The organism is Bacillus sp. FSL L8-0167 (genome assembly GCF_038630295.1).
Taxonomy (GTDB): Bacteria; Bacillota; Bacilli; order Bacillales; family Bacillaceae; genus Bacillus; species Bacillus safensis.
The window spans coordinates 1,970,984-1,987,320 of record NZ_CP152027.1 but is presented as its reverse complement, the minus strand read 5'-3'; the positions used below and the strand labels follow the sequence as shown (position 1 = coordinate 1,987,320).

Here is a 16,337-nt window from a genome sequence, read left to right as displayed (position 1 = left end):
ATAGGGGCATTTTCCCATGTTGGCACATAACTTGCATAGTATAAAGTGAATGCTGATAGGGGGAATGGATATGAATCAGAAATTGTATGAACCGGCACGTCACTGGAAGGACATTGAGCTTTGGAAGGATGTACCTGAGGAAAAGTGGAACGACTGGATTTGGCAGCTGACGCATACTGTGAAAACGCTTGAGGATTTAGAAAAAATCGTAAACTTAACAGAAGAGGAACGAGAAGGGGTGAAGATTTCCACTAAAACCATTCCACTCAACATTACACCCTACTATGCCTCACTGATGAATCCAGACGATCCAAGATGTCCAATACGTATGCAATCTGTGCCAATTGCAGAAGAGCTTCATAAAACAAAATATGATCTGGAAGACCCGCTGCATGAAGATGAGGACTCACCTGTCCCGGGGCTCACGCACCGATATCCAGATCGTGTACTGTTTCTTGTGACAAATCAGTGCTCCATGTACTGCCGTTATTGTACGAGAAGACGTTTTTCCGGCCAGATTGGTATGGGTGTGCCGAAAAAGCAGTTAGATGCTGCAATTGGATATATTAGAGAAACACCTGAGGTGCGGGACGTGTTAATTTCTGGCGGAGATGGGCTGTTAATCAATGATCAAGTGCTTGAATACATTTTGAAAAACTTACGGGATATTCCGCACGTTGAGATCATTCGGATTGGAACCCGCGCGCCGGTTGTCTTTCCGCAGCGTATTACAGATGAGCTGTGCGAGATTTTGAAAAAATATCACCCAGTTTGGCTGAACACCCATTTCAATACAAGTATTGAAATCACAAAAGAAGCAAAAGAAGCGTGCGAACGTCTTGTGAATGCCGGTGTTCCTGTAGGGAATCAGGCCGTCATCCTTGCAGGTATTAATGACAGTGTGCCGATTATGAAGAAGCTGATGCACGATCTTGTGAAGATTCGGGTCAGACCATATTATATTTATCAATGTGATTTATCTGAGGGCATTGGCCACTTTAGAACGCCGGTATCAAAAGGGCTTGAAATCATTGAAGGCTTAAGAGGACATACGAGTGGTTATGCAGTACCAAGCTTTGTAGTAGATGCGCCAGGAGGCGGAGGGAAAATTGCTTTACAGCCAAATTATTTATTATCGCAAAGCCCTGACAAAGTCGTCCTTCGTAACTTTGAAGGTGTCATCACCTCTTATCCAGAACCAGAGCATTACGTCGCAGGCCAGGCAGATGCGTATTTTAATGAAATTTATGAAGAGAAACAAGAACCGGCAATTGGTATTACCGCACTATTAGAGGATGAAGCGAGATCGTTTACGCCTGAGAATTTAAGCCGAATGAAACGTAGAGAAGCATATGAGACAAATCCTGAGCACGACACACTTAAAAACAAACGTGAAAAACGAGATGAATTAAAAGAGAAGAAATATCAAGCGCAGCTCAAAAAAGAACAAACCGTAAAGGAGGAGAAATAGCCTTGCTGACATGTGATTGGTGTGAGGAAAATAAAGCAAATGCGGAGCAGACAACAGTCTATTGGGAACTGATCACGGGCACACAATCAATTGAAATCATCGAAACGCCATCCATTTCCTGCACGCACTGCGGGATGACCTATCAAAAGGATGAGACGGTCAAAGAGATTGAAGATCAATTAATTTTAGTGGATCAGACAAAACTTCCAGAAAAAATCTCCTATGAAGAATTAATGAGCATGGAGCGGTTATTAAAACGAAATTACTTTGACTTTTCATCATAAGTTGTACCTCTGCCTATACAAGTCATCAAATTGCTGTATAATATAACAACAAAATAGTGTGTCGCGGAGGGAAAAACAGGTGAAGTCGTTTTACCATTATTTAATGAAGTTCAGACATCCAAAACCGAAAGATGAAATCAGCCATTTCGCAAATGCTGCGTACGAGGATCACAGCTTTCCTAAAGCTTCCACAGATTATCATGAGCTGTGCGCTTATTTAGAATTAAATGGTGATTATTTAAGCTCAATGACAACATTTGACGAAGCGTTTGAGCAATACGAAGTAGAAGTCAAAAAAAAATAACACACAACCGCTTATCCGGATGGAGAAGCGGTTTTTTCATGAGAAATAAAATGGCGTTTTGCATGGTGTGGTTGCCCATGCAGAATTCCTTGCGCCGGCATACGATACGTTAAGACCAAAAGTCGGGCAAGGGGGAGACAGAATGAAGGCGAAAGCACCAAAATATCAAGTAGGGGATATTGTCGTCGTTGTCATGTACGGCACAGTCGGAACGATTACAAAAGTCCATCAAATTGACCAGCACTATTTATATGAGGTCAATCATAATGAGGTGCTTTATTTTGAAACATCACTTCAGCTTTACGATGAGTATAGCGGAGTGATTGTCGATACAGAAAAGCTGGACATTGAATATGAGTTCCTCATTGGCGATGTTGTATATGTAAAAGATTACGGAAAAGAGCTGTTTAAAATCATCGGTCATCGGACTGAAATTTGGCGCTACCTTGAAGATGGCTGGGAAGATGTCATTTACGAACTCACGAGGCTGAAAGACGGAGAGTGGCTGGAAACAGAAGAGGAAGATTTAACGCTTGTCCTAAGAAAATATGAGATGGACCAGTTTGTTCATCAGCTTCTTTTTGTGCATTACGTCGGAGAAACCTCAAAAGAGTTAGAAGAAGATATGGTCCAAACGGCTCTATTGCAGCTGGAAGAGAAACAAGAAAGCGAATCTTCACTTGAATTTCTGGCTGTATCTATAGTGGATGAGCTTCTTGATATTTATAACGATTATAAAATTCTCTATGAATTTTTCAAAGATCCAGAATATAAGGATATGATGGATTTTATTTTGGAAAGTTTACACGAACATTTTGGTTAAAGAAAGACTTGTCCTAACACGAATAAAAAATAAGGCACACAGAAAAATGCAATCACATAAAACCATCCCCTCAAGATACGGCCCATCACCTGATCAAAAGTTTCTCCATCTAATATGCTTAACCATTTCATTGCCTCAAGCCCCTTTTCTTTTTGTTTACTGCATTTATATGTATGGAATGAGCCATTATGACAAACTGTAATAAAAAACAGCCGGCGTTCATACATCATAAAAAAGGAGGCGGAATGCAATGAAAGAAGCAGATTTGGTGATTGATACAGAGGAAATTGCGGAGTTCTTCTACGTGGAGCTGATCAAAAGAGGGTACATACCTGCTGAGCTTGAAACATTTGAGCTGGCCGACATTACATTTGAATATATGCTGAAAAAAGCAATGATAGTTGAAGAAGAGGCGTGGTAGGTACTATACTTTGAAGAGATTCTGAAGAGAGAGGGAGGGGAATCTTTCGCGTGTACATCCTATATCTTTTCATTTTATTTGGCGCCATTGCTGCGCTCATGGTATCTGGGGCTTTTCAAGATTTGGACAACCAGATCATCTTATGGTTTGAAAGCATCAGACTCCCTTTTTTAAATGATGTCATGCTGGCTTTGACGGACTTAGGCATCAGCGCGCTGCTCGTTCCAATCATGCTCATTTTTAGTGTGGTCTTGTTTATGTATAAGCGCTACTACTCTATCATGATGCTTTTTCTACTATATCTCACAGAAAAAACAATCAATCATGAATTAAAGGGGCTGTTTGCTAGAGAGCGTCCGGCCTTTGATCACCTTGTAGGTGAAACGTATTACAGCTTTCCGAGCGGACATTCGATGAATGCAGCCACCATATACCCTTTTATGGCTTATCTATTAGTTGAAATGATCCCATGGCTGAAAGAAAGACAAAAAATCGTCTATTTGATCACAGGGCTTTGCATTCTGGCCATTGGCATCAGCCGGATGTATATCGGGGTGCATTATTTGACAGATGTTGCAGGAGGCTTTGCGATAGGACTCGCTTTATTTCTCATTTGTAAAAAGATTGACGAAAGATTGCCTGTCATTCGACAAAAATAGAAGAAGGAAATTGACAGATCCCAGCCAATTTTATATAAAAGGGGAGGGATTTGAATGCAATTGACGTTGAGATTTTTTCAAAAGAAACCTTCAGCATTTCACTTAACCATTTATCAGACACCTGAATATGGCGCTGCAAGCGGGCATCTGCCTGTGTACCGGACAAAGATTGGCGGCAGAACACACCTTGATGTACTGGAAAAAGCATTCTCGACATTTAATGTACATGATACAGTCCCTAATGATTACAATGCGCGGTTTATCACAACAGGTGATATTGTTGTGATTGATGATAAGAAAAAGGGGAAGTGCTATTATCAGCTCTCTCCGGCAGGGTGGAAACGCAGTGAACGAATGATGACGATAAGTTAAATAGATGATTGATGATGCCAGCTTGAGATTCAGCTGGTATTTTCTTTTTTTAGCTCAATCGTTTATAATAAATAGGATAAAATACATAGTAAACGTAAGTGGAGGCTAAAAAATGAGTGTACATATTGGAGCAGAAAAAGGACAAATTGCAGAAACGGTATTGCTGCCAGGCGATCCGCTGCGTGCGAAATATATTGCAGATACATATTTAGAAGATGTTGAGTGCTATAACGAAGTGCGCGGAATGTATGGTTATACTGGAACCTATAAAGGAAAACGTGTTTCTGTACAGGGCACTGGGATGGGCGTACCGTCTATTTCGATTTATGTGAATGAACTCATTCAAAGCTATGATGTTCAAAACTTAATTCGCGTTGGATCTTGCGGAGCCATCAAAAGAGATGTCAATGTACGTGACGTCATTTTAGCCCAGACATCATCAACAGATTCACAAATGAATCGTGTGGCATTTGGACCGATTGATTATGCGCCATGCGCTGATTTTGGCCTGCTCAAGAAAGCCTACGACACGGCAGAAGCAAAAAATGTCGCTGTACGTGTCGGAAATGTATTTACAGCAGACCAATTTTACAATGAAAAACCACTTGAGCTCATGGCTCAATATGGTATCCTAGCGATCGAAATGGAGACAACCGCTCTTTATTCTCTTGCAGCAAAATTTGATCGAAAAGCGTTATCAATTTTGACTGTGAGTGATCACGTTCTAACAGGAGAAGAAACAACAGCTGAAGAGCGTCAAACAACGTTTGATGAAATGATCTTAATTGCGCTAGACTCCGTTTTATAATAGTATAAAGGGTGTGCTACAATGTAGCGCATCTTTATTTTTTTAGAAGAGCAAAAGGAAGGTATGTCATGAAGAAAAGCTACAAAATACTCTCAATCGCATCGATTCTTGGTTTGACAGCCGCGCTATCAGGCTGCCAGTTGCTGGATCAAAAAAGCGGTACATCTGACTCAAACAAAACAAACGAACAAAAAAACGCAGCAAGTTCATCTCCCCAGCACAACTCAAACGATAAGGCAGATTCATCGAATCAAGAGCTGACGTTAAAGAGTGAATATTTCAATGACATCAAGGTTGTGAGCGGTCTGAAAACCATTCAAAATCCTGAAAATGTGCTAGCACTTGTCAACAAAGAATATGCATTACCAGGAACCTATAAACCTTCTGATCTCGTTGTACCAAAAGTAGAATTCTCTTTTTCGGAAGATATTGAAAAGCGATATATCCGCAAAGAAGCAGCGGAAGCGCTTGAGAAGTTATTCAAAGGTGCAAAAAAGGAAAACTTCGAGCTTGCTGCAGTATCTGGCTATCGCTCCTATGACCGTCAAAAAGTCATTTTTGATAGTGAGGTCAAATTAAAAGGCAAAGAAAAAGCACAAGAAGCAGTCGCTTTACCAGGCGAAAGTGAACATCAAACAGGTTTAGCCATGGACATTTCCTCAAAAAGTGCCGGTTTTGAGATCTCTGAAAAGTTTGGTGAAACACCAGATGGCAAATGGGTGGCTAAAAACGCCTATAAATATGGCTTTATCATCCGTTATCCAAAAGGAAAAGAAGACATTACGAAATACGAATATGAGCCGTGGCATCTGCGCTATGTGGGAAAAGAAGCCGCAAAAGCGATGCATGATCATGATTTAACATTTGAAGAATACATGAACAAAGTAAAGAAAATCTAAACAAGTTAAAGGCCTCCCAGCTATTCGGGAGGCCTTCTCTTATTCTTCTTTTAAAAAAAGAACAATCCTGCTAATGCGAAGCCGGTAATGAAACCGAGGCCGATGCCATACGCTGCACCCCAGCCATAATATCCGCCCCAATAGCCAAAGCCAAAGCCTCCGCGAGACCCGCCGACTGGACGAATATAAACTTTACGGTTTGTCACACGCTCAATGCGTCCGACGTGTACTCTGCCATTACGGTCAGTGATTCTAGCGACTTTCCCCATGTGCTGCTGACAAAGCTTGTAGTAGCGCTCCATGTTTTTCCTCCTTATGACAAACTCTTTTCACTCTTATCCTATGCGAGAGACTTCATAGAGTTTGGACAAAACATATAGGAGATTCGCTCATTTTATACGGTACATTCAAATAGAATGTGACTTAGCTGCTTTCGGTGTGCCCCAATGAGATCGTAGTGTGTTTGCAGCGTTTCGTAAAGAGAAGGGGGTATGTGTTCAGATAATTCCATCTCTGTCGGCTCCTCCTGCCCCATATGTTCATCGAATGAGAGAATCTGAATGTCACGGAAGCCCGCTTCGGTTAACTGCTCCTTCCATTCTTCAAGCGACAAGAGCGAGTGGAAGCCGTAAAAATTCCGAACCGCTGCAAGCTCTTCAGGCGTAAGAGGGGCTTTTAACACAGCTTCATTTGCAATCAATTGGCTGCCAGGAGCAAGCACACGTTTGATCTCAGCTAGTGCATCACGCAGCTTGGTAAAGCTTAAAACAGATTCACTGATGAGTAGAGAGAACGCTTGATCTGGAAAGGGCAGCTGCTCAATGGATGCCTCTAAAGCACGGATCGGTAGTTCCTCCCGTTTGAATCGCAGGTTCGCCTTTTCAATCATCAATGGATGCGTATCAATGGCCTCCACCTGATAACCTATATTTCCTAAATAGGCGGCGGTCTGTCCTGTACCGCATCCAGCGTCAAGTATTCGTGCATGAGGCGGCAGTTTTATATGCTCAATCATCGTTTTTGTTAACTCAATTCCGCCAGGATGGGCACCTGATACGCCAAAATAAGCAAGCATTTCTACATAATCACTCATATAATCCCTTCTTTCCTTATCCTGTTCCTCTCTAAAGATTATGCAATAGAGGGGCAAATGGCTTATCTTTTCAAATAGAAGTTGATCCTTTGGTTGACGGATGAAGCATCGTCCTTGATAATAATGAAAGGAGATAAAGGTGGTGTTTTTTTGAAAAAACAAATGAAGTTCGTGGTAGCCATTCTGGTGACTGCTGCACTGTCCTCAGCGATTACATTTGTGATCACAAAACAAGGTGCTGTCAGCGTCTCAGGAGACGAGAAGTTTAGTAAACTCATGGCTGCGTATACGAAGGTAAAGGATGAGTATTACGAAAAAACGGATGATCAAAAACTAGTAGATGGTGCGATCCAAGGAATGATTGCATCACTTGATGATCCATACTCTACATATATGGATCAGGAGGAAGCCGAAGGATTTAACAATACCATTTCTTCTTCATTTGAAGGAATTGGTGCACAAGTAGAAGAGAAGGATGGACAAATTTTAATTGTCGCGCCGATTAAAGGCTCTCCTGCTGAAAAAGCTGGTTTGAAACCTCATGATCATATTTTAAAAGTGGATGGAAAAAGCACCAAAGGAATGTCGGTCAATAAAGCAGTCTCTCTCATTAGAGGGAAAAAAGGAACGGATGTTAAGCTGCATCTCAATCGTCAAGGAGTCGGTAATGTAGATGTGACCATCACAAGAGACACGATTCCGCTTGAAACGGTGTATGCAAAACTCACAAAAGACAAAATAGGAGAAATCCAAATTACGTCCTTTGCTGAAACCACGTCGAAAGAGCTGGATAAAGCAATTGATGACCTCGAGAAAAAAGGGGCAAAAGGTTTTGTCATTGACCTGAGAGATAATCCAGGCGGCATCATGACAGAAGCCATTGAAATGAGCAATGACTTTATTGATAAAGGAAAAGTCATCATGCAGGTTGAAGAAAAAGGGAAGAAACAAGTGTACAAGGCTGAAAAAGAACGCAAAGTCCATCAGCCGGCAGTTGTCCTTGTAAATGGAGGATCAGCCAGCGCTGCTGAAATCATGGCGGCGGCTCTGCACCAATCTTCAGGCATTCAAATTGTGGGTGAAAAGACGTTTGGCAAAGGAACTGTTCAAAATGCGCAAAACTATAATGATGGTTCTAGTGTCAAGTTAACCATTGCAAAATGGCTGACACCAGACGGTTCTTGGATCCACAAAAAAGGTATCGAACCACAGGTCAAAGCAGCTCTTCCGAGTTATGCAAAGCTGCCTTACTTAAGCCCGAAAAAATCATATGAGCTAAATGACAATGGAGATGAAGTCAAAGCAGCTCAAAAAATGTTCCAAGCGCTTGGCTACAAAGCAAAAGCAAACGGTGAGTATGATCAAGCATTCCAGTCTATCGTCAAAAGCTTCCAAACAGACAACGATCTTAAATCAGACGGTATTCTGACAGGAGATACAACGACCGTTCTGATGACAAAGATCCAAGATAAGCTAAAGAACAACGATACACAAATGAAAAAAGCCATTGAAGTCTTGAAAAAAGAAATGAAATAAAAAAAGCAGTCCTCATCAGGGGACTGCTTTTTCTTATCCTTACACTTCGTTTGTGAGCGCTTCTGTTTTTTCATGATCCTTTTCAAATAGATCATTCATGACAGAATTGGATGTGACCTTGTTTTGGAAGAATGGATTCAAAATCAAGATGACGATGACGTTTGCTAGTAAACCAAGAAAACCTTCATAAAGGCCGAACGTGACTTGTGAGATATTCGCTGTAAAGGTAACGATGATTCCAATGAGTAACCCGGCAATCGTTGCTTCTCTCGATTGTTTTTTCCAGAATAAGCTGATGGCAATAGCTGGGAAGATTTGAACCATTCCTGAAACACCAATGAGCTGAAGCGTGACAAGTGCAGTTGGGAACAGCATCCCGAATAAAAGAGCGAGTCCGATGACGATAAACACCATCGAACGTGTAATGATGGTCAATCTTTTAGGTGACACATTCGGATGAATTAAGTCACGGTATAAATTATTGGCAAATAAATTCGATGCGCCAATGGCCATGATGGAGCATGGAATGAGGGAAGCCAGTGCAATCGTAGAATAGGCGAGTCCCTGCATCACGCCGCCATATGATGTTTGAATTAAATGAAGAAGAGCAAATCTCGGATTTGTATCTTCTGGTAAGACTAAAAAAGCAATAAATCCAAGGAAGATGACCAAAATCAATACAATATTATAAAGAGGCAAAAACATGCTGTTTTTACGGATGGCATCTGCGCTTTTGGCTGTAAAAACCCCAGTTGCTGCGTGTGCCCACATAAACAAAGCAAGAGCAGAAACGCCTGAAGCAGTAATAAACCATAAAATGCCTTTAGGACCGCCTTCAGGGATCGTTAGAAGCTGAGGTGCTTCTTTGGCTAACGTATTCATCATCGGTGTCCAGCCGTTAAAATGAATGATCGGCAGTGAAACGACCATAAACAGCATGATCACCCAAACGAGAATATCTTTAATAATGGCTGTATATGTAGGACCTTTAATACCACTGAAAAATGTATAAAGTGCAACTAAAATAAATGAAATAATAACAACTGCATTCACATTAATATAACTAGTTCCAGCGACAGTTAACGTATCTTGAATCCCGCTCAGCTGAAGACAAATATAAGGAATCAGCATAAGTACTCCAACAATCGCAATCAAACTGGATAACAGCTTGCTGTCAAACCGCTCACGTGCATAATCGGCAAGTGTTGTAAGGTTGTGATTTTTCGCAACAGTCCATAGTTTCGGTAAAAAGAAATAAGCAATAAAATAAGCTAGGACGGAATAAGGAATAGCGAAAAAAGCGACGCTTCCAGCTGTATAAGCTGTACTTGTAAGCCCTAAAAAGGTATAAGCTGTATATAAGTCTGCGCCAACGAGGAACCAGACGAGCAGTCCGCCAAATTTTCTTCCGCCGACAGACCATTCTTCTACTGACTGTCTTGATGATTTGTCACGACCAGCGGCAAATCCGATGACCACGACGATGAGAATAATACTTGCAGTAATCAATAAAGCTGTTAAATTTCCTTGCATTAGTCAGTTCCTCCATTTGAATGTTGCATCTTATAAATGATAAATGTGCAAATTGGTGTGAGTACAATCCATAGCAAGAGCCAGAAGTGGAAAAAGGGCAGGCCGATGACAAATGGATGAATGCGATTTGCAAAAGGCAGCAATGCGAGCTGTCCGATGAATGGAATCGCGATAAGTAGTGCCAGCATCAATTTTTTGTTCATGATTTCCTCCTGAATATTTTGTAATTTCATAATAATAGCAGTTGTCAGATTAGATCACAAGACCATTTTCAGAAAAAACAATCATTTTGGTGAATATCATACTAATATAACGCTTTCATTCTTCAAAAAGGAGAAAGAGTGAAGATGTAAAGAGGGGGGAGGTGAAAGAAAGTATGTAGAAATAATATTTAAAGCAAATAAAAAAGCCCAGCATAAAGGCTGAGGCTTTTCCAATTTTTAAAGGAAATCAGATACTTCTTCGATGTCGAAACGATTGCTTTTATGAGCTTCTTTCGCTGCTTTACCAACTGAAATCAGCATAACCGGTTCGTAGCGGCCGCTTACATTGAATTCTTTGATGTACGCGTCTTTACTGAAACCACCCATTGCACATGTATCATAGCCCATTGCTTTTGCCGCAATCATTAATTGCATAGCAGCTAATGAAGCATTTGAATACGCTGCTTCGCGTGCATATTGCTCGCTTTGGTATGCGCCATTGATTTGAGTCATCAATGTTTCTTTAATGTCTTCAGTAATGAAGCCTAGTTCTGCCAGTTCACTGTAGATTTTTTCGCCATTTTGGTTAGCTTCAAGGTCACCTAGAACTGCAATAACAGCTGATGCCTGTGATACTTGCTTTTGGTTGTAAGCGATTGGAAGTAATTTTGCTTTTGCTTCAGCACTATGGAAAACAGTGAAATGCCAATGCTGAAGGTTCCAAGCAGATGGTGCTTTTGTTGTGATTTCAAGAAGCTCTGTTAACTCTTCTTTTGTCATTTCATGAGAAGTATCATACTCTTTTACTGAAGCTCTTTGTTTTAAGATATCAATCGTTTTTTGATCGGTCGCCATATGGATATTTCCTCCCGTTTTTGCAAATAATATGGTACAATAACTAAAAAGTGAGAAACTTACTTATTGTAACTAGAGTTATTTTAAATTGTACACCGTTAGTTTGTCAAACAATCATGAAAAGAAAGGCTGAAATTTATGGAATTCCAATTATGTCCACACATTCAGCAAGCTTTTTTACTCCTAGGCAAAAGGTGGAACGGTCTCATTATACATGTATTGCTTGATGGACCAAAGCGTTTTAAAGACCTCACAGACACGATCCCGTCGATCAGTCAAAAAATGCTCGCAGAGCGCTTAAAAGAGCTCGAGCAAGAAGGGATTATAGAGCGGACCGTCCTGCCTGAGACGCCTGTCAAAGTCATTTACAGTTTAACTGAAAAAGGGAATGCGTTGCATGATGTGTTTCATGAGGTATCTCGGTGGGCAGGGGAGTATACAGACTCTCACGGGAAAAAGGAGCAAGCCTAGTTTCAGGTTTGCCCAAACATTTTGACTCCTGATGAATATGCTGATGTTAGGCACATGACAAAGGAGGAGAAATGCATGTACCCTCATACTCCGTATTTTCGAGGCGGCGCCCCTGGCATTCCGCCATATGAATCCAGAGTCCCTTTGTTTTTTGGTTTTGGCGCTCCTTTAGTCGGCGGACTGCTTGGCGGATTTCTAGGAAGTGCGATTTTTAATTATCCCCGTCCATATTACCCGCCGCCACCACCGCCTGCTCCACCACCTTATGGCGGCGGATATCCACCATATTATTAAGAAAAAAGAGTAAGCCTGCTTCCGTTCTTAAAGCAGGCTTTTTATAATGGAATATCAATTTCAGAAATTCCTGGATCATCATGCTTTAAAAACATAATTTCCAATATACCATCTTGATACGACGCCTTCGTTCCTTTTCGTTTCACAGCAGCAGGGAGGACGACTTTCTTCTGCGTCCCTTCTTCAGGAAAATGATCAATAAACAGCAGATTGGCTGTATGTTTGATTTTGACTTTTTCTGTGTTCGGACGAGCAATTTCAATTTTGACAAACACATGATCAGTCGTCTCGAACACTTCGACTTCTGGCTCTTTTTCTTTTTCGACATCAGTTTCTCTCGTTTTTTGATTTTGAGAAAGCGGGTCCTGAAATGGGAACTGAGCAGGATAATTGGAGCCGAATACACTTTCCATGACTTGATTGACATACTGCTCAACGTCTTTAGGATCTGAATTCTTTAAAGCTTCTTTTGAGAACTGCTTTTGAAAAGGGAATAATCGGTTCCAGTCGAACATGCGAATCATCCTTTCTAAATGCCCTGAATTAGTATATGCCCATTCGCCTGCGTGCGTGCTATAATATACGTTAGATTTAGAAAGGGATGGTTACATTGAACGAACAGCAATCAAAAGGTGTTCTCTACACGGCAGCATCTTTTACACTCTGGGGTTTATTCCCGTTATATTGGAAGCTGATGGAACATATTTCGTCAGGCGAAATTTTAGCACACAGAATTTTATGGTCATTTGTGTTTATGTGCGGTATTCTTTTGTATTTAAAACAAGTCCGCCCAGCGATGCAGACAGTAAAGGGTCTCATACTGGATGGTAAAGCATTTTTTTCATTACTTTTATCTGCTATTTTAATTTCAGTCAACTGGTATGTCTACATTTGGGCAGTCAATCATGGTCTTATGCTAGAAGCAAGTTTAGGGTATTATATTAATCCGCTTGTATCCGTTCTATTAGGGATTATTTTCTTAAAAGAACGACTAAATAAATGGCAAACCATTGCCATTCTTATTGCCGCATTTGGGGTGATCCTTTCAACAGTTCAATACGGGTCATTTCCTGTCGTTGCTTTCTTATTAGCCCTTAGCTTCGGCTTTTATGGTTTGATCAAAAAAAGGATGAGCTTCACGAGCGCGATTGGTTTGACGATTGAAACGCTGCTTCTCGCACCGGCTGCACTTGTGTACTTATTATTTTTCTTAAAAGAACCTGTGGTGACTATGAATCCTAACAGCTTCGGGTCGCTCGGTCTCTTATTTTTTGCAGGCGTTTTTACAGCCGTACCACTTCTTTTATTCTCAGAAGGCGCAAAAAGAATTCCACTTTATCAAGTGGGCATTTTGCAATACATTGCACCGACAATTACGCTGTTTTTAGGGCTGTTTGTCTATCACGAACACTTATCCGCAGCTAAAATTGTGACGTTCCTTTGTATTTGGGTGGCGATTTTACTGTTTACCACCTCTCAATTACGCATGAAAAAAACAGCGAATTCTCATTAAGCCAAACGAGCAGTTTGCTTTTTTTTGCAGGCGGATCATGTCATAATAAGTTGTTAACAAAACTGTAGAGGTGATCATATGTCGTCAGCTCATGAGCTTGCAGCCGCCTATCAATCTTTATGGAAAAATCGTCAGCTTGATGTTGATGATATGTCTTCTTTACACGAGGCCATATGTGATGATTTACTCGATGCACGAACTCATCCGCGGGCGAGGAAATCCTTACACCAAAAGTATGTGCTTGCTGTGGAGAGAATTTTAGAAAGTGAGCTTAAGCATGATCATCAGCTGCAGCTGATCAGCTTACATACGAAAAAGCTGCGAGAATTAATTCAAAATGAAGGAAGGAACCACTCATGAAACCAATTCAAACGGAAGATGTCACAACACATCTTGAATCGTTTTTAAATCGTCCAGTCTTCGTTCATCTTGAAACGACAACTGGTTCTTATTCAGCTCATGTAAATGAACAAAATATGACGGTTGTGGCGTATATCCGCAACGCGAAAGTCGTCTATTCACAGGCGAAAATAAAAGGACAAGGTCCATACCGTATTGGAATGAAAACAGAAGATGGCTGGATTTACGCAGAAGGATTAACCGATTATGTGTTTGATGACCAAGGCCGACTGCTATTAGCTGGACACTTGCCAGACGGCAAACTAGCGATCTCATTACAAATTAGTGAAACACCATTTCAGGTGTAGAAGAAAGGGTGACAAGTCATGAACGAACATGTACTAGTGATGCTGCCTCACCCCGATGATGAATCCTTTGGGGTTGCTGGTCTCATTGCACAAAGCAGAAAACGCGGAATTCCCGTCACATATGCATGCGGGACACTTGGGGAAATGGGCAGAAATATGGGAAGCCCAACATATGCTAACCGTGAAACACTTCCTGAATTAAGAAAACAGGAATTAATCAATGCCTGCAAAGAAATGGATATCACTGACTTACGTATGCTTGGACTGCGTGATAAAACATTGGAATTTGAAGACGACGAGTATTTGGCAGATGTGATGGAAACCATCATTGATGAAGTCAAACCGACACTCATTGTGACGTTTTATCCAGGACACGGTGTACACCCTGATCATGATGCGACAGGTGAAGCTGTGATTCGTGCTCTATACCGCAAGAAAAAAGAAGACCGTCCTGTCACATACTGCATGGCCATTACGAAAAATAGAGAAGAAGTACTTGGACATGCGGATATTGTGATTGATATTACAGATGTGGCAGATATCAAATTAAATGCACTGAGAGCGCATAGAACGCAAACAGAGGGCATGCTGAGAGAGCTTGAACAAAAGCTGAAAAACAAAGAACCAGTCGTCCAAAAATGGTTTGATGAAGAAATTTTCTGGACGTATCATTGGAATGATTAATCAAAAAAGCAGCTGATCTATGTCAGCTGCTTTTTTGTGTTGTATTTAGTGATTCGATACATGCCTAAGTTGACGTTTTTGAATCAACTTAAGACGGATAAAGAGGACGATGGCACCTGCGGCAAGCCCGGCAATCAGTCCGATCCAATAACCAAACGCCCCAAAGGAGGTATATGTGCCAATGAGATAACCGGCAGGAAGACCGATGACCCAGTAAGAGACAAAAGCAGCAATGAGCGTATAATTCACATCTTTATAGCCGCGCAGAGCCCCTTGAATGGGTGCAGCAATCGCATCTGACAGCTGGAAAAAGATCGCGTAAATCAAAAAGTGCTGTGTCATTTGTAAAACAGCTGATTCAGCTGTGTATAAACCAGCGATCTCTGGTCTGAATAGCAAGATGAGGGCCGCCGTACATAATGAGAATAATACCGCCGTTCCAATGCCGATATAGCTGTAGCTTTGCGCGTCTTTATACCTCTTAGCCCCCGCTTCAAACCCAACAACGATCGTTAACGCCATTGAGATGCTAAGCGGTAAAATATAAAGAATAGAAGCAAAGTTCATCGCTGCTTGGTGACTGGCGATTGTAATGGTATCAAAGTGACCCATTAATAGCGTCACTGCTGCAAAGATACTCGTTTCAAAAAAGATCGCAAACCCGATAGGAAGGCCAATTTTCAGTATTTGCCCTATACGGGAGATATTCATTCGAGGCAGTTTTTGAAACAAACGAAATGAGGCAAATGGTTCTGCTTTAATGACAATACAAATGCTCATGATGAAAATCGCCCAATACGTCATTGCAGATGCAAGACCGGCACCCGCACCGCCAAGCTTTGGAAAGCCCAAATTCCCAAAAATAAATACGTAATTTAAAACAAAGTTAATAGGAAGTGCTGTGAGCGTGATGAACATTGTCACACGTGTTTTCCCTAATGCATCAATAAATGACCGTAGAACCGAATAACCAAACAGCGGGAGGATGCCAAAAGCAAGAAAGCTGAGAAAATGCCGGGCAATATCCTCTACAGAGTGCTCGAGTCCAAGTCCTCCTAGTATGTAAGGAACGCTAATCGTACCAATCACAATCACAGCGATACTTAAAAGAAAGGACAAATAGATCGCCTGAAAGACAGCCCGGGGAACATCTTCTTTATGCCCAGCGCCCATCAGCTGAGCCACAATCGGAGTAACGGCCATCAAAATCCCGGCAAGTCCCGTATAAACAGGTGTCCAAATACTAGAACCGATCGCAACACCCGCAAGGTCTTCTGCACTCACTTTTCCAGACATCACCGTATCTAAAAAGGTAATAAGCGAAAGACCTGCTTGGGTAATTAAAATCGGAATCAAAATGGTTAAAAATAGTGTCAGCTTTGCTCGAATGCTATTCGTTTCTCTCAT

23 protein-coding genes are annotated in these 16,337 nt (G+C 41.3%); 16 read left to right on the top strand and 7 right to left on the bottom strand.

Annotation, left to right across the window (positions count from 1 at the left end; translation table 11 throughout):
• Window positions 1-70: 70 nt before the first annotated feature.
• The 9 genes from ablA to MHB66_RS10035 all read left to right on the top strand — a co-directional run bounded on the left by ablA (window position 71) and on the right by MHB66_RS10035 (window position 6,041).
• Window positions 71-1,471, top strand: coding sequence for a lysine 2,3-aminomutase (gene ablA, locus MHB66_RS10075; RefSeq protein WP_034280543.1), 1,401 nt, complete (start codon window positions 71-73; stop codon window positions 1,469-1,471).
• Window positions 1,472-1,473: 2 nt separating this feature from the next.
• Complete coding sequence (locus tag MHB66_RS10070; RefSeq protein ID WP_012010281.1) at window positions 1,474-1,755, top strand: YokU family protein; 282 nt, start codon at window positions 1,474-1,476, stop codon at window positions 1,753-1,755.
• 79 nt (window positions 1,756-1,834) lie between these two features.
• Entirely contained in the window at window positions 1,835-2,059 is a 225-nt protein-coding gene (locus MHB66_RS10065) for a YozE family protein (protein WP_024422709.1), read from the top strand.
• Window positions 2,060-2,201: 142 nt separating this feature from the next.
• Complete coding sequence (locus MHB66_RS10060; RefSeq protein WP_024422708.1) at window positions 2,202-2,882, top strand: hypothetical protein; 681 nt, start codon at window positions 2,202-2,204, stop codon at window positions 2,880-2,882.
• Window positions 2,883-3,132: 250 nt separating this feature from the next.
• Window positions 3,133-3,303 (top strand): YozD family protein, encoded by a 171-nt coding sequence (locus MHB66_RS10055; protein WP_065214722.1) that lies wholly within the window; start codon window positions 3,133-3,135, stop codon window positions 3,301-3,303.
• Window positions 3,304-3,353: 50 nt separating this feature from the next.
• Window positions 3,354-3,962, top strand: a complete 609-nt coding sequence (locus MHB66_RS10050; protein WP_046311514.1) for a phosphatase PAP2 family protein — start codon at window positions 3,354-3,356, stop codon at window positions 3,960-3,962.
• Between the two features lie 54 nt (window positions 3,963-4,016).
• Window positions 4,017-4,334: a hypothetical protein gene (locus tag MHB66_RS10045; RefSeq protein ID WP_034280548.1), complete on the top strand. Its 318-nt coding sequence runs from the start codon at window positions 4,017-4,019 to the stop codon at window positions 4,332-4,334.
• Window positions 4,335-4,446: 112 nt separating this feature from the next.
• A complete protein-coding gene (gene deoD / locus MHB66_RS10040; RefSeq protein WP_012010274.1) occupies window positions 4,447-5,142 on the top strand; it encodes a purine-nucleoside phosphorylase in 696 nt (231 codons plus the stop codon).
• Between the two features lie 68 nt (window positions 5,143-5,210).
• Window positions 5,211-6,041, top strand: a complete 831-nt coding sequence (locus MHB66_RS10035) for a M15 family metallopeptidase (RefSeq protein ID WP_046311511.1) — start codon at window positions 5,211-5,213, stop codon at window positions 6,039-6,041.
• A gap of 50 nt (window positions 6,042-6,091) precedes the next feature.
• On the opposite strand, the gene MHB66_RS10030 is transcribed toward MHB66_RS10035, so the two are convergent.
• Complete coding sequence (locus MHB66_RS10030) at window positions 6,092-6,343, bottom strand: hypothetical protein (RefSeq protein WP_024422704.1); 252 nt, start codon at window positions 6,341-6,343, stop codon at window positions 6,092-6,094.
• Between the two features lie 92 nt (window positions 6,344-6,435).
• Window positions 6,436-7,134 (bottom strand): class I SAM-dependent methyltransferase, encoded by a 699-nt coding sequence (locus MHB66_RS10025; protein WP_046311509.1) that lies wholly within the window; start codon window positions 7,132-7,134, stop codon window positions 6,436-6,438.
• A 150-nt stretch (window positions 7,135-7,284) separates the two neighbouring features.
• Between MHB66_RS10025 and MHB66_RS10020 the strand changes: the two genes are divergently transcribed.
• Complete coding sequence (locus tag MHB66_RS10020) at window positions 7,285-8,670, top strand: S41 family peptidase (protein ID WP_041117716.1); 1,386 nt, start codon at window positions 7,285-7,287, stop codon at window positions 8,668-8,670.
• A 39-nt stretch (window positions 8,671-8,709) separates the two neighbouring features.
• Here MHB66_RS10020 and MHB66_RS10015 read toward each other — a convergent pair whose 3' ends face one another.
• From MHB66_RS10015 to MHB66_RS10005, 3 genes are all read right to left on the bottom strand, one after another.
• Window positions 8,710-10,203 (bottom strand): sodium:solute symporter, encoded by a 1,494-nt coding sequence (locus tag MHB66_RS10015; RefSeq protein ID WP_046311504.1) that lies wholly within the window; start codon window positions 10,201-10,203, stop codon window positions 8,710-8,712.
• The gene (locus MHB66_RS10010) at window positions 10,203-10,406 is read right to left on the bottom strand and encodes a DUF3311 domain-containing protein (RefSeq protein WP_024422700.1); all 204 of its coding nucleotides are present in this window, start codon (window positions 10,404-10,406) and stop codon (window positions 10,203-10,205) included. Before MHB66_RS10010 ends, MHB66_RS10015 begins: the two co-directional genes overlap by 1 nt.
• A gap of 237 nt (window positions 10,407-10,643) precedes the next feature.
• The gene (locus MHB66_RS10005; RefSeq protein WP_046311503.1) at window positions 10,644-11,261 is read right to left on the bottom strand and encodes a nitroreductase family protein; all 618 of its coding nucleotides are present in this window, start codon (window positions 11,259-11,261) and stop codon (window positions 10,644-10,646) included.
• Window positions 11,262-11,399: 138 nt separating this feature from the next.
• Between MHB66_RS10005 and MHB66_RS10000 the strand changes: the two genes are divergently transcribed.
• Window positions 11,400-11,732 carry a winged helix-turn-helix transcriptional regulator gene (locus tag MHB66_RS10000; RefSeq protein ID WP_024428324.1) on the top strand — a complete coding sequence of 111 codons (333 nt, stop codon included), beginning with the start codon at window positions 11,400-11,402 and terminating at the stop codon, window positions 11,730-11,732.
• Window positions 11,733-11,807: 75 nt separating this feature from the next.
• The gene (locus tag MHB66_RS09995; RefSeq protein ID WP_024422697.1) at window positions 11,808-12,026 is read left to right on the top strand and encodes a hypothetical protein; all 219 of its coding nucleotides are present in this window, start codon (window positions 11,808-11,810) and stop codon (window positions 12,024-12,026) included.
• A gap of 41 nt (window positions 12,027-12,067) precedes the next feature.
• Here the strand turns inward: MHB66_RS09995 and MHB66_RS09990 are convergent, their stop codons facing one another.
• Window positions 12,068-12,541 carry an Hsp20/alpha crystallin family protein gene (locus tag MHB66_RS09990; protein WP_034280567.1) on the bottom strand — a complete coding sequence of 158 codons (474 nt, stop codon included), beginning with the start codon at window positions 12,539-12,541 and terminating at the stop codon, window positions 12,068-12,070.
• An 86-nt stretch (window positions 12,542-12,627) separates the two neighbouring features.
• Here MHB66_RS09990 and rarD point away from each other — a divergent pair, with 86 nt between their 5' ends.
• From rarD to bshB2, 4 genes are all read left to right on the top strand, one after another.
• Window positions 12,628-13,539 carry an EamA family transporter RarD gene (rarD, locus tag MHB66_RS09985; RefSeq protein WP_029705997.1) on the top strand — a complete coding sequence of 304 codons (912 nt, stop codon included), beginning with the start codon at window positions 12,628-12,630 and terminating at the stop codon, window positions 13,537-13,539.
• A 78-nt stretch (window positions 13,540-13,617) separates the two neighbouring features.
• On the top strand, window positions 13,618-13,899 hold the full coding sequence (locus tag MHB66_RS09980; RefSeq protein WP_024428326.1) for a hypothetical protein: 282 nt from the start codon (window positions 13,618-13,620) through the stop codon (window positions 13,897-13,899).
• Entirely contained in the window at window positions 13,896-14,246 is a 351-nt protein-coding gene (locus tag MHB66_RS09975) for a YojF family protein (RefSeq protein ID WP_046311484.1), read from the top strand. Before MHB66_RS09980 ends, MHB66_RS09975 begins: the two co-directional genes overlap by 4 nt.
• Before the next feature lie 18 nt (window positions 14,247-14,264).
• A complete protein-coding gene (bshB2, locus tag MHB66_RS09970; RefSeq protein WP_041117710.1) occupies window positions 14,265-14,930 on the top strand; it encodes a bacillithiol biosynthesis deacetylase BshB2 in 666 nt (221 codons plus the stop codon).
• Between the two features lie 45 nt (window positions 14,931-14,975).
• Here the strand turns inward: bshB2 and MHB66_RS09965 are convergent, their stop codons facing one another.
• The gene (locus MHB66_RS09965) at window positions 14,976-16,337 is read right to left on the bottom strand and encodes an MATE family efflux transporter (protein ID WP_024428329.1); all 1,362 of its coding nucleotides are present in this window, start codon (window positions 16,335-16,337) and stop codon (window positions 14,976-14,978) included.